The organism is Kribbella sp. VKM Ac-2569, from assembly GCF_004216905.1.
Lineage (GTDB): Bacteria > Actinomycetota > Actinomycetes > Propionibacteriales > Kribbellaceae > Kribbella.
On the sequence record NZ_SGXJ01000005.1, the window covers coordinates 455,155 to 467,263 of the forward strand.

Here is a 12,109-nt window from a genome sequence, read left to right on the forward strand (position 1 = left end):
CCCACCGGATGCCGCTCGTCAGCACGCAGTACGGCCCCGTCCTGGGAACCGATGCCGACGTGCTGTCCTTCAAGGGCATCCCGTACGCCGCGCCGCCGGTCGGCCCGAACCGCTTCCAGCCGCCGCGCCCACCGGAGCCGTGGACGTCGCCCCGTGACGTGCGCGGTTACGGGGCGACGCCGCCGCAGACCCGTAGCGAGGGTCTGATGGCTGAACTGATTCCGCGGACGATCATCCCGGGCGACGACTACCTGAACCTGAACGTCTGGACACCGGGCCTGACCGGGCGGGCACCGGTCATGGTCTTCATCCACGGCGGCTCGTTCACGAGCGGGTCCGGAGCATTGTCCGTGTACGACGGCACGCGGTTCGCCCGCGACGGCGTCGTACTGGTGACGATCAACTACAGGCTGGGCGCTGACGGGTTCCTGTGGTTCGGTGACGGTACGCCGAACCTCGGGCTGCTCGATCAGATCGCCGCCCTGACCTGGGTCCGCGACAACATCGACGGCTTCGGCGGCGACCCGGGCAACGTGACGATCTTCGGCGAGTCGGCCGGTGCGATGAGCGTCTGCACGTTGCTCGCGATGCCCGCTGCCGAGGGCCTGTTCCATCGGGCGATCGCGCAGTCGGGTGCCGGTCACAACACGATCGGGCCCTCGTCCGCGCGCCAGGTCGGGGCTCGTTTGGCCGCGGTGCTCGGTACGGCGCCGACGCGTGAGGCGATCGCTCGGGTGCCTGTCCCGCAGTTGCTTGCGGCGCAGGACAACCTGAGCCAGCAGGTGGCGGCGAAGCCGCGCGCCAAGCTATGGGGTGACGTTGCCCGCACGCTGCTGCCGTTCAGCCCTGTCGTCGATGGTGACTTCCTGCCTGGCGCGCCCCTCGACCGCATTCGGTCCGGCGCTGCGGCTGATGTCGACCTCCTGATCGGCACGAACAGCGAGGAGGCGCGGCTCTTCCTCGTTCCGACCGGCGTCGGCGCCAGGATGAACACGCCGTTCCTGTACGCCGCTGCCGCGCTCCGCTTCGGGTTGCCCGTGGGCGGCGTACGTCGCTACCGCGCCGGCCGCCCCGGTGCCACGGCGGGTGATGTGCTGGCGGCGGTCATGACGGACTCGTACTACCGCATCCCCGCGATCCGTCTCGCCGAGGCCCACCAGGGCACGTACGTCTACGAGTTCGGCTGGCGATCGCCCGCCTGCGACGGCACTCTCGGTGCCTGCCATGGTCTGGAGCTCGCGTTCGTCTTCGACAACCTGGACGACCCGTCGGCGGCAGCGATGCTCGGTTCCGCGCCACCGCAGCACCTGGCGGATCTCGTACACAAGTCCTGGGTGGACTTCGCGGTCAGCGGCGACCCCGGCTGGCCGCCGTACACCCGGCAACAACGCATCAGCCGCCACTTCAACACCGCCTCCGGCACCACCACCAACGACCGCCCCGCCGAACGCCTAACCTGGCACAACCGCCGCTGACCCGCCTACAGCCTGCTCGCGCGGGCATGCAGGTATCGCTGCTGTGGAACGCTTGTCGTCCGACTTGCTGCCTCTTCGTACGCCGCTCTTGCGCCCGCCGTCTCACCGGACATCTCCAGGAGATGCGCCCGGACCGCTGACAGCCGGTGGTCCTTGGCAATCCGGTCGTCGTGCTCGATCGAACCCAGCAACGCGAGCCCTTCGTCCGGACCTCGCGCCATCGCGACCGCAACTACGTGGTTGAGGGCAACCATCGGGTTGTCGGTGAGCTGCAGCAGCACCTCGTACAACGCGACGATCTGCCGCCAGTCCGTCTCGTCGGCCGTCGGCGACTCGTCGTGCACCGCCGCGATCGCCGCCTGCAGCTGGTACGGCCCGACCGGCCCCCGCGGCAGCGTCTTCGTGATCAGCTCGACGCCCTCCCGGACCAGCTCCGGAATCCACAGCGACCGGTCCTGCTCGGCCATCGGCACCAGCTCGCCGAGCGGCCCCGTCCGCGCCGGCCGCCGCGCGTCCGTGAGCAACAACAAGGCCAGCAACCCGGCGACCTCGGCGTCATCCGGCAGCAACCTGTGCAGCATTCGCGCCAACCGGATCCCCTCGGCGGCCAACTCGACACGTTGCAGACTCGGGCCCGTCGTACTCGCATAACCCTCGTTGAAGATCAGGTACACAACCTTCAGCACCGCGCCCAGCCGCTCGTCGCGATCGGCCGGCATCGTGAACCGCGCCCCACTGTCCTGCACACTCGCCTTCGCCCGCGTGATCCGCCGCGTCATGGTTGCCTCCGGCACCAGGAACGCCCGCGCGATCTCCGCCGTCGTCAGACCACCGACCGCCCGCAACGTCAGCGCGATCTGCGACGCCGGCGACAACGACGGATGGCAGCACAGGAACAACAACACCAAGGTGTCGTCCGCGTCCCCGACCGGCTCACCCTGCAGCGCCCAGGACGCGACCCGGTCCTCCCGCCGCTGACGGGCCTGCTCCCGCCTGAGCAGGTCCGTCAGCCGACGAGAAGCGACCGTGATCAACCACCCGCGCGGACTGTCGGGCACTCCGTCCACCGGCCACTGCTGCGCCGCCGCGAGCAGCGCCTCCTGCACCGCGTCCTCAGCCGTGTCGAAGTGCCCGTACCGCCGGACCAGCGCCCCGAGAACCTGCGGCGCCAGCTCCCGCATCAGATCCTCGACAGCACCAGTCATGACAAGTCATTCCACCAGGTCGTCGCGGCCCTCGACGAGCGGCCGGACATCCGCGTACGCCGTCGCGCGGACGAACTCGGGCACCGGCGTGTCGGCGAGCCGCGACGCGATCTCCGTGGCCCGGTCGAACGACTCGCACTCGACGATCCAGTACCCCGCGAGCACCTCCTGCGTCTCGGCGTACGGCCCGTCCGTCACCACCGACTGCCCGTCCTTCGACCCCAGCCGCCGGGTCAGCACCGGCGCCGCCAGCCCGCGCGTCTCGACCAGCTCGCCCGACTCGATCAGCTCGTTGTTGAACTTCTCCATGAACGCCCCCATCGCCGCGAAGTCCTCCGGCTGCCAGGCAGGCTTCCCCGTGTCCTTCCCCGCCATCCCGTCGTAGTCCTGCTGCGACGCGTACGTCAGGATCATGTACTTCATCGATCACTCCCGTCATCCGGGCACCCACCGCGGGCGCCTCCACCCGTGACGTCGCACCCGAGATCCCCAACCGGACACCACCGGCCGACGAATCCAGCCTCACCAGCGAGTATGCCGGTGGGAACCGTGGCACAGCGATCGCGTCGGCGGTAGATCGCGGCACGGTACTAGTTGAATGAAGCAACGACCACAGTTGATTGCCGAGCGCCCGCATCGGACTGTTGACAGTGAGTCATCACTGACCTAGCGTCAGCTCCAGTAACGAATTGTGATCGGCGTGAGACGGCCCTAAGGCCGCCGCTGATCGAACGGGACGCCAGCACGATGGCGGGGCAGCGAAGGTACTGCTCCCCGTGGCGATCTCCCGATGTCCTGTTACCGGGCCTGGACCTGTCCCGGATCGCTCGATGTCGTTCTTGCGACCGCGGATCCTCCTGAGACGAACTGCCCGAACAACAAGTCGTCCTGTCACCGATCAGGCGGCTTATCGATGGACTGAGGGTGAAACCGATCATGAAGTTGCCCACCTCTGCGCCCACACTCGGCCGGTTGCGGCTGAGCGTACTGGCGATCTCCGCTGCACTCGTCGTATCCGCGGGCGGTTTGCTCGTCACCGGAAGCGATGCGGAGGCCGCCGCCGTGGCGGTGCCACTCGGCACCGCCGAGAGTTTCGTCGTCCTGGCCGGGGCGGGAATCACGAACACCGGACCGACCGTGCTGACGGGGGACATCGGCAGCTTCCCGAACCCGGCGATCACCGGCACCGGAACGATGACGATCACCGGAACGAACCACGCCGGCGACAACGTGACCCAGGAGGCGAAGAAGGATCTGGTCACGGCCTACAACGTCGCCGCCGGGGAGTCGCCGCCGACGCCGATCACCGACGACCTGGGCGGCAAGACGCTGACCCAGGGCGTCTACAACTCTGCCTCTTCGATCGGGCTGACCGGCGCTTTGACTCTGAACGCCGAAGGCGACGCGGGGGCGGTCTTCGTGTTCCAGGCGGGCTCCACCCTGACCACCGCGTCCAGCAGCAGCGTGGTGCTGACCAACGGTGCTCAGGCCTGCAACGTGTTCTGGCAGGTCGGCAGCTCGGCGACGATCGGTACGGCGACCCAGTTCCGCGGGACTGTCCTGGCGCTGGCCTCGATCACGATGAACACCGGTGCCACTGCGGTCGGCCGGATGCTGGCTCGGAACGGGTCGGTGACGCTGGACACCAACACCCTCACCAAACCAACCTGCAGCACGACCCCGCCGACCACTCCGCCGACGACACCGCCGACCACGCCGCCGACGACACCGCCGACCACGCCGCCGACGACACCGCCGACCACGCCGCCGACGACACCTCCGACGACCCCGCCGACGACACCTCCGACGACCCCGCCGACGACACCTCCGACGACCCCGCCGACGACACCTCCGACGACCCCTCCGACCACGCCTCCGACGACCCCTCCGACCACGCCTCCGACCACGCCTCCGACGACCCCGCCGACGACCCCGCCGACGACCCCGCCGACGACCCCGCCGACCACGCCGCCGACGACCCCGCCGACCACGCCGCCGACCACGCCGCCGACCACGCCGCCGACCACGCCGCCGACCACGCCGCCGACCACGCCGCCGACCACGCCGCCGACCACGCCGCCGACGACACCCCGGACGACGCCGCCGACGACACCCCGGACGACACCCCCGACTACGCCGCCGGTGCCGACGGTTTCGCCCAGGCCGCCGCAGGTCACCAGGACCCCGGGAGGCTCTGTCGGGACAGGTGATGCGTCCGGCCCGTCGATCTTCCTCGTGGAGCCGCCGACCTTCCCGTGGTTCTGGTGGAGCCTGGCCGGCACCCCATGAGGACTGGCGCGGCGGTTCTGTTCCTCGCGACCACCCTCACTGTGGCCGGATGTAGCACTGGGTCGGGCACGGGGCAGACTCAAGGCGCAAGCTCGGCCGAGGTCGCGAGCGGAGCCGCCGCGCCAACCACCACCGTCATCACACCCACGCCCAGCACACCCACCCGGAGCACACCCACCCCGAGCACACGGAACACGGGCGCACCGACCGGGAAACACACCCTTGCGGTAGGCAAGGACAGTCCAGCACTCCGCACGGAGCCATCCGCCGAACCGTCGCGCCGATCACCCCACGGTCAGGGGCGCGGAAAGCCGGCCTCGCTGCGGACGTCCACCCCGATCCGGGTGAGGATCCCCGCGATCGGGGTGGATTCACGGCTGATGCGCCTCGGCATCACCCGCAACGGCAGTTTGCAGGTGCCGCCGAACGGCTTCCCAGCTGGCTGGTTCACCGGTGCCCCCACACCCGGCGAGACAGGCCCGGCCGTCATCGCCGGCCACGTCCGCTGGTCCGGCCGGCCCGGTGTCTTCGCCAGGCTGGCCTCGCTGAAGCCCGGCGACAGGATCATGGTGGCCAGGCAGGACCACTCAACCGCGACGTTCCGGGTGAGCCGGGTCCAGGAGTACCCGAAGACCGGCTTCCCGAGCGCCGCGGTGTACGGCGATATCGACCACGCCGGGCTGCGACTGATCACCTGCGGTGGGCTCGATGCCGTGTCGGAGAAGTACGAGGCCAATCTGGTGGTGTTCGCCGACCTGATCGGCTGACGCGCAGTCGTCAGGTGCAGGGGGTGACGAGCTTGTTGTGCTTCTGGACAGCGTCGGAGACGTCGGTGAGGGCGTTGGCTTCGGGGGTGTACTTGTCGGGGACGGCGACCTCGAAGTAGAGGGAGCGGCCGATGGTGGTGAAGATGAAGCCGTTCTCGACCTGTTTGGCGAACCAGCCGACGCCGTTGACCTCGAAGCACTGGGACTGGGCCTCGGCCATGCCGGCCGGAGGTGTGACGCCACAGGTCATTTCGATCGGCGGGTCGCCGTACGCCGCGGTCAGTGGGCTCGTCGGGGAGGCCTCGCGGCGTTCGGCGTCGAGGACCTTGGCGGGGAGCGCCTTGACCAGCTCGGCGCAGGCAGCGGCGACCTCGGGCGCGGGGGAGGGCACAGGCACAGGCGTCGGCCCAGGACTGCACCCGGCGATCAGCAGCAGACAGAGTGCAGCGCCAACGGTCCGGACACGGGAACGGGCCGGTCCGGCGGATAGGAGTTCGGGCATGCTGAGAAGTGACGGGTCCCGGTGCCGGAGAATCAGATGTGGACGACGGGGCAGGTCAGCGTGCGGGTGATGCCGGGAACGTTCTGGACCCGGGCAACCACCAGTTTGCCCAGTTCGTCGACGTTGCGGGCTTCCGCGCGGACGATCACGTCGTACGGACCGGTGACGTCCTCGGCCAGGGTGACGCCCTGGACCTCGGCGATCTGCGCCGCGACGTCAGCCGCACGGCCGACCTCGGTCTGGATCAGGATGTAGGCCTGGACCACCACGTCGTTCTCCACTCAGTCGTCCTCAGCTGGCTCCGGTCACCCACAGGCGTACTGCGGGAGCGCCGGGCGTACTCTTCGTTGCCCGGTCACGGTACCGCCTAGACTCCGCCTAGCGATATGGGAGGTCTGCTGACGTGACAGAGACGTTGGGGAGCACGGGTGAGTTCGGCCTGATCGCGGCCGTCACCAAGGGGCTGTCCACAGGTGAGGACGTCCTGGTCGGTCCCGGTGACGACGCGGCCGTGATGGCGGTGCCGGACGGCCGCATGGTGATCACGACGGACCTGCTGGTCGAGGGCCGGCATTTCCGCCGCGACTGGTCGTCCGCGTACGACGTGGGCCGCAAGGCCGCTGCACAGAATCTGGCCGACGTGGTGGCGATGGGTGCCCGCCCGACCGCGCTCGTGGTCGGTTTCGGCGGCCCCGCCGACCTGCCGACCGCCTGGGCGCTGGAGCTGAACCAAGGCCTGGTCGACGAGTGCGAGCTGGTCGAGGCGAGCATCATCGGCGGCGACACGGTCCAGTCCGACAAGATCGTCGTCTCGGTGACTGCCTTCGGTTCGCTGGACGGCCGTCCGCCGGTGCTGCGCTCAGGTGCCCGCCCGGGTGACGAGGTCGCGTTCGTCGGCCGGCTCGGCTGGGCCGAGGCGGGCTGGGCAGTGCTCGCTCGCGGGTTCCGCTCACCACGGGCCGTCGTCGAAGCGCATCGGCGCCCGCAACCGCCGTACGCCGAAGGTCCGCGGGCCGCGCTCGCCGGGGCCTCGTCGTTGTGCGACGTGAGCGACGGCCTGCTGTCCGATCTTGGCCATATCGCGGCGGCGAGCCAGGTGATCATCGACGTGCATACGAAGGCGCTGACGGTGCCCGAGCCGCTGCAGGCGGTGGCCGCGGCGACCGGTGTGGACGCGCTGAAGTTCGTGCTGACCGGCGGCGAGGACCACGCACTGGTCGGTACGTTCGAGCCGGCCGACGTCCCCGAGGGCTGGACCGTGATCGGCTCGGTTGCTGAGGGCAACGAGGAACGACCGGCCGGGACGGTGACCGTGGACGGCGCGCCGTATGCTGCGGACACCGGACACGCCCATTTCAGGAGTTGAGATGCCGCCCCCCAGAGTGCTGACGATCGCCGGTTCCGACTCCGGCGGCGGGGCCGGGATCCAGGCGGATCTGAAGGCGATGCTTGCGAACGGTGTGCACGGCATGAGCGTGCTGACCGCGATCACGGCGCAGAACAGCGTCGGCGTCCAGGGTGCCTGGGAGCTGCCGGAGGAGCAGGTCCGCGCCCAGTTCCGCAGCGTAGTGGACGACATCGGGGTCGACGCGGTGAAGACCGGCATGCTGGCGTCCGAGTCGATGGTCCGCGTCGTCGCGTCGCTGCTGCGGACCCTGCCGCCGGACGTGCCGGTCGTGGTCGATCCGGTGTCGGTGTCCAAGCACGGCGACGCACTGCTCGCGGCCGACGCGATGGAGGCCGTACGCACGGAGATCGTCCCGCTGGCCACAGTCCTCACTCCGAACCTCACTGAGCTCGGACCGGTCTCCGGCATCGACCTGGAGACTGTAGAGGACCGGGAGCTCGCTGCGAAGGCTCTGCTGGAGGCAGGTGCGTCCTGGGTGCTGGTGAAGGGCGGCCACGACGTCGGTACGGCGTCCGTCGACGTGCTGCACGGTCCAGGGGTACGGCGTTCGTACAGCGCCCTCCGGGCCGACAACAGGCACACCCACGGCACGGGATGCACGCTGGCCAGCACCATCGCGTCGTACCTTGCTCGTGGGTACGACGTACCGGGTGCTGTCGGTGCTGCGAAGGAGTATGTGACGGGGGCGATCGCGGCCGGGTTCGCGCTCGGCGACGGCATCGGCCCGGTCGATCATGCGTGGAGATTCAGAGGGAGTAGCAGTTGAGCAAGCAGCAGCCCCCGGTCGACGGGTACTGCGAGCAGTGCGGTTTCAACTACGACACCGGGACCTTGCAGGGCACGGTGACGCTGCTCGTTCGGCAGTCGGCGGACTGCAGCATGGCGTTGACGAAGGCCGCCGCCGGTCCGGACCCGAACGTCGTGCGCCTGCGACCGGAGCCGGACGTGTGGTCGGCGATCGAGTACGCGTGCCACGTGCGCGACGTACTCGAGGTGCAGCGGCACCGGATCGCGCAGTGCCTGGCTGAGGATCGGCCGGTGTACGCGCCGATGGACCGGACCGGGCGGGTGAAGCAGGAGAAGTACGAGCTTCAGGACCCGATGGAGGTCGCGGCCGCGCTGGTGCGGTTCGCGCGCGAGTTCGGGGCGGCGGCGCGGGTGCTGCAGCCGCAGGAGCTGGGGAAGCTGGGGCTGTACAACTACCCGGTCCGGGCGCCGCGCACGCTGGGCTGGGTCATCAGGCACACCGCTCACGAGATCCAGCACCACCGGCACGACATCCTCGAGATCCTGGCGAAGGTAGAACCCCCGATCGTCCCCAAGCCCCGCGTCGAAGAGGCTGAAGAATCCGAAGAGGCAGCGGAAGCGGAAGAGGTTACTGACTAGCGTTGGGCGGCCCAGGCTGCGATGGCTGGCTCGCTGGTGAGCTGGTCGAGTGCCAGCGCGGCAGCGCCACGTAGCGGCCCATCTGGCTGGTGCCTAGCCGGCAGCACCGGTGGGGGAGCACCGCGATGGAACGTCATCAGACCGCTCTCGTACGCCTCTGCAAAGGTCTCCTCCGCAGCCGCCCGCAGGGGGATCGCCAGACCACCGATCGTCACCACATCCGGGTCATGCGCGTTCACGAGACCTGCGATGCCGTAGCCCAGTGAAGCGACCACCCTCGTCACTGCAGCGCGTGCAGCCCGATCACTACGCCGGAGTACCTCTTCCGTGTAGGCAACTGGGTCGTCCGGCGTCGGCTGCTTGAGATAACGCGCCAGCGCCCGTCCATCAATCTCCAGGTCCCAGCAGCCACGCGCACCGCACGGACAGGACCGGGACCGGTCACCGAAGGGCATGTGGCCGTACTCGCCGCCTGCTCCCGACGCGCCCTGTGCCGGCACCCCGTCGATCAGCAGCGTCCCGCCAATACCTACCTCGATGATGAGGTGTACCGCCGTACCAGCTCCTGCAGCAGCGCCAGTACGCGCCTCTGCCACCCCACTCAGCGTCGCGTCGTTGCCAGCAAGCAGCGGTACGCCGGTGTCGCCAGTGACTTGTGCAAGATCCAGCTCCACCCACTCCAGCGTCGGTGCCTGCATCAGGTGGTTGTCACGGACAGTGCCCGGTACGGCGAGGCTCACCATCTGGAGCCGAGCGCCGTACCGCTGCTGTGCCTGCTCCACCTCACGCCGCAGGTTGTTCAGCACGACCTGTGCACGCCGACTCCGGTGCCGCCTGTACTGCGGCTCCTGCAGCGACCCGTCGAGCGCTACGACCGCACTCCGCCAACTGCTCTGCCGCAGATCGAGTACGAGCACCACAGGTCCCTGCGGATGCGGCTGCAGCACCGTGGTCGGCCGACCACGGCCCTGACTGGGCGCAGGTACCTCAGTCAGCAGGTGTACGTCGCGTAGCCGAGCAGTCACCTCGGTCGCCGAACCCGTGCTCAACCGCAGCGCCCGCGCGACCGCCGCCCGCGTGATCCCGGGCTGACGGGTCAGCTGGGTCAGTACATCGGCAGCCGTCTGCCACTGTCCACGCCGTACTGGAGTCATAGCAGCCCTTCCGGTTATGCTCGGAGGACGAGTTTAATGGGAGGCGTCATGGAGATCCGGGACATCCGCGCGGTCCTGTTCGACATGGACGGCACTCTGGTCGATTCCGACGCGATCGTCGACCGGAGCTGGAGCCGCTGGGCGACCGAGTACGGCGTATCGCCGGCCGAGGTGCTCGCTGTCGCGCACGGGAACCCCGCGGTGGCGACCGTCGCGCAGATGCTGCCCGACGCGACGCCGGCCGAGCGTGCCGCGGCGGGGGCGCGGGTGCTCGATCTCGAGGTCAACGACGTCGACGGCGTGGTGCCGAAGCCGGGTGCGCTGGACCTGCTCGCCACGCTTGACCGGATCGGCCTGCCGTGGGCGGTCTACACCAGTGCGCCGGCCCAGCTCGCGAAGGTGCGGCTCACCGCGGCCGGGATCGCGCCGTCGGTCCTCGTCACGGTCGACGACGTCAGCCGTGGCAAGCCCGATCCGGAGGGGTACCTGAAGGCGGCAGAGCTGCTCGGCGTACCCGCGACGCAGTGCCTGGTCGTCGAGGACACCGTCGTCGGGTTGTCGGCCGGCCAGGCGTCTGGTGCGCTGACGGCTGGTCTGAAGGGCATTTCGGCGGACATCGAGCTGGTTGATCTGCACCGGCTCGACGCGCTGTTCAAAGGTCTGGAATGACCGCGGGCGCACAGGCCCCGCCGCAGACCAAGGCCCGCGGCGATGAGATACGCATCGGCATCGCGCTGTCCGCGATGGGGTTCGTGCTGGCCGGGCTCGGCGCGTGTGTGGCGATCCTCGCGCGGGATCTCGACGAGCCGACCAGCCGGCTGGCGCTGATGTCCTCAGGGTTCGCGGCCGGGCTGCTGCTGGTCGCGGTGATCGGTCCGCGAATGCTCAAACACTGGCCGATGCCGACGGTCCTTGGACTCGGTTCAGTCGTCTGCGCGGTGGGCGCGGTGCTGATCGCGGTCGCCCCGACGTACGCGGTCGCCATCGCCGGCGGGCTGCTGGTCGGCCTCGGCGGCGCGCTCCTCGTCCTGGTCGCACCGCTGATGCTCAACGGCCCGACGGCCGCTGCCCGCCTGAGCCGGGTCAACGCGGTCGCCAGCGGAACCGGAATCCTAGCGCCGCTAGCAATCGGCACCCTTGACGGTCTGGGCCCCAGCGGGCGCTACGCCATGCTCGCCGCGGCTCCTCCACTGCTTTTCCTAGCGGTGCTAACGCGGCGCTCTCGACCGCCCCAGCCAACGGCGGCGCGCGGCGCAGGCGCGCCTCAGTGGGACGCGGAAGGCGAGCGGCTCAGCGTGCCGGTGTTGATTGATTCGGCTCCGGCTGTTGGGCTCGGGCGGAAGTGGAGGCGAGTGGGGCGGCGCGTCGTCATGGATGTCGGCGCGGGATGGCTGCGGGTCGTGCTGGCGGTGTCGGTCGAGTTCTGCTTCGTGGTGTGGGCCGTGGCGCGGTTGGTGGCCAGCGGGTTGCCCACTGCAGCTGCCGCGCTGCTCGGCAGTGCGTTCCCGATCGGTATGGCGGTCGGCCGCGCGATCGGACCGATCCGCTACCGCGGCTGGTCGCCGGTGTTCCCGTCCGGCGCACTCGCCGCCTGCGGCACGTTGCTGGTGAGCCTGTTCGACGCGCCGGCCCTGGTCGCCCTCGGCCTGGTCGTGGCCGGTCTCGGGGTCGCCCCGCTGTACCCGGTGACGCTCGCAGCCCTCGTCGCGACCCCCGGTCTCAGCTCGGCCCGCCTCTCCGCGGTCGGTGCAATGGCCTCCGGTACGGCGATCCTCATAGCGCCGGCGCTCCTCGCCGTACTCGCACGCGTCGTCGATCTGCGTACGGCGTACCTGGTGACGTTGCCGTTGATCGCAGTACTTTTTCTGCTGAGCCGTCGATCTGACCGGGCCGCGTTCGTGTAGGGGGTGAACGAGCCCGAAA

Annotated in this window: 13 protein-coding genes; 8 read left to right on the forward strand and 5 right to left on the reverse strand. The window is 69.6% G+C overall.

Features of this window, described 5'->3' with window-relative positions; translation table 11 throughout:
* Positions 1–8 precede the first annotated feature (8 nt).
* On the forward strand, positions 9–1,475 hold the full coding sequence (locus EV649_RS33130; RefSeq protein WP_130387588.1) for a carboxylesterase family protein: 1,467 nt from the start codon (positions 9–11) through the stop codon (positions 1,473–1,475).
* A 5-nt stretch (positions 1,476–1,480) separates the two neighbouring features.
* Here the strand turns inward: EV649_RS33130 and EV649_RS33135 are convergent, their stop codons facing one another.
* A complete protein-coding gene (locus EV649_RS33135) occupies positions 1,481–2,680 on the reverse strand; it encodes a sigma-70 family RNA polymerase sigma factor (RefSeq protein ID WP_130387589.1) in 1,200 nt (399 codons plus the stop codon).
* Positions 2,681–2,686: 6 nt separating this feature from the next.
* Complete coding sequence (locus tag EV649_RS33140) at positions 2,687–3,103, reverse strand: YciI family protein (RefSeq protein WP_130387590.1); 417 nt, start codon at positions 3,101–3,103, stop codon at positions 2,687–2,689.
* Between the two features lie 513 nt (positions 3,104–3,616).
* Between EV649_RS33140 and EV649_RS33145 the strand changes: the two genes are divergently transcribed.
* On the forward strand, positions 3,617–4,969 hold the full coding sequence (locus tag EV649_RS33145; protein WP_130387591.1) for an ice-binding family protein: 1,353 nt from the start codon (positions 3,617–3,619) through the stop codon (positions 4,967–4,969).
* Positions 4,966–5,736, forward strand: coding sequence for a class F sortase (locus EV649_RS42080; RefSeq protein ID WP_130387592.1), 771 nt, complete (start codon positions 4,966–4,968; stop codon positions 5,734–5,736). The genes EV649_RS33145 and EV649_RS42080 overlap by 4 nt, the downstream gene beginning before the upstream one ends.
* A 10-nt stretch (positions 5,737–5,746) precedes the next feature.
* Here the strand turns inward: EV649_RS42080 and EV649_RS33155 are convergent, their stop codons facing one another.
* Both EV649_RS33155 and EV649_RS33160 read right to left on the reverse strand, forming a co-directional pair.
* Positions 5,747–6,133, reverse strand: coding sequence for a DUF3515 domain-containing protein (locus EV649_RS33155; RefSeq protein ID WP_241998984.1), 387 nt, complete (start codon positions 6,131–6,133; stop codon positions 5,747–5,749).
* Positions 6,134–6,270: 137 nt separating this feature from the next.
* Complete coding sequence (locus EV649_RS33160) at positions 6,271–6,504, reverse strand: Lrp/AsnC ligand binding domain-containing protein (RefSeq protein ID WP_198682133.1); 234 nt, start codon at positions 6,502–6,504, stop codon at positions 6,271–6,273.
* A gap of 137 nt (positions 6,505–6,641) precedes the next feature.
* On the opposite strand from EV649_RS33160, the gene EV649_RS33165 reads away from it, so the two are divergent.
* The 3 genes from EV649_RS33165 to EV649_RS33175 are packed head-to-tail and all read left to right on the forward strand — an operon-like array spanning position 6,642 to position 9,032.
* On the forward strand, positions 6,642–7,604 hold the full coding sequence (locus EV649_RS33165) for a thiamine-phosphate kinase (RefSeq protein ID WP_130387595.1): 963 nt from the start codon (positions 6,642–6,644) through the stop codon (positions 7,602–7,604).
* A gap of 1 nt (position 7,605) precedes the next feature.
* A complete protein-coding gene (thiD, locus tag EV649_RS33170) occupies positions 7,606–8,412 on the forward strand; it encodes a bifunctional hydroxymethylpyrimidine kinase/phosphomethylpyrimidine kinase (protein ID WP_130387596.1) in 807 nt (268 codons plus the stop codon).
* Entirely contained in the window at positions 8,409–9,032 is a 624-nt protein-coding gene (locus EV649_RS33175) for a DinB family protein (RefSeq protein WP_130387597.1), read from the forward strand. Before thiD ends, EV649_RS33175 begins: the two co-directional genes overlap by 4 nt.
* Here EV649_RS33175 and EV649_RS33180 read toward each other — a convergent pair.
* The gene (locus tag EV649_RS33180) at positions 9,029–10,186 is read right to left on the reverse strand and encodes an ROK family transcriptional regulator (RefSeq protein WP_130387598.1); all 1,158 of its coding nucleotides are present in this window, start codon (positions 10,184–10,186) and stop codon (positions 9,029–9,031) included. The genes EV649_RS33175 and EV649_RS33180 overlap by 4 nt on opposite strands.
* Positions 10,187–10,234: 48 nt before the next feature.
* On the opposite strand from EV649_RS33180, the gene EV649_RS33185 reads away from it, so the two are divergent.
* Entirely contained in the window at positions 10,235–10,855 is a 621-nt protein-coding gene (locus tag EV649_RS33185) for an HAD-IA family hydrolase (protein ID WP_130387599.1), read from the forward strand.
* Positions 10,852–12,090, forward strand: a complete 1,239-nt coding sequence (locus EV649_RS33190; protein WP_130387600.1) for an MFS transporter — start codon at positions 10,852–10,854, stop codon at positions 12,088–12,090. Before EV649_RS33185 ends, EV649_RS33190 begins: the two co-directional genes overlap by 4 nt.
* Positions 12,091–12,109 lie beyond the last annotated feature (19 nt).

What these genes read in the sequence shown, in the direction of transcription:
- EV649_RS33130 (WP_130387588.1), top strand. Translation starts at nt 9, where the DNA reads ATGCCGCTCGTCAGCACGCAGTACGGCCCCGTCCTGGGAACCGATGCC.
- thiD (WP_130387596.1), top strand. Translation starts at nt 7,606, where the DNA reads ATGCCGCCCCCCAGAGTGCTGACGATCGCCGGTTCCGACTCCGGCGGC.
- EV649_RS33185 (WP_130387599.1), top strand. Translation starts at nt 10,235, where the DNA reads ATGGAGATCCGGGACATCCGCGCGGTCCTGTTCGACATGGACGGCACT.
- EV649_RS33190 (WP_130387600.1), top strand. Translation starts at nt 10,852, where the DNA reads ATGACCGCGGGCGCACAGGCCCCGCCGCAGACCAAGGCCCGCGGCGAT.
- EV649_RS42080 (WP_130387592.1), top strand. Translation starts at nt 4,966, where the DNA reads ATGAGGACTGGCGCGGCGGTTCTGTTCCTCGCGACCACCCTCACTGTG.
- EV649_RS33135 (WP_130387589.1), bottom strand. Translation starts at nt 2,680, where the DNA reads ATGACTGGTGCTGTCGAGGATCTGATGCGGGAGCTGGCGCCGCAGGTT.
- EV649_RS33145 (WP_130387591.1), top strand. Translation starts at nt 3,617, where the DNA reads ATGAAGTTGCCCACCTCTGCGCCCACACTCGGCCGGTTGCGGCTGAGC.
- EV649_RS33140 (WP_130387590.1), bottom strand. Translation starts at nt 3,103, where the DNA reads ATGAAGTACATGATCCTGACGTACGCGTCGCAGCAGGACTACGACGGG.
- EV649_RS33180 (WP_130387598.1), bottom strand. Translation starts at nt 10,186, where the DNA reads ATGACTCCAGTACGGCGTGGACAGTGGCAGACGGCTGCCGATGTACTG.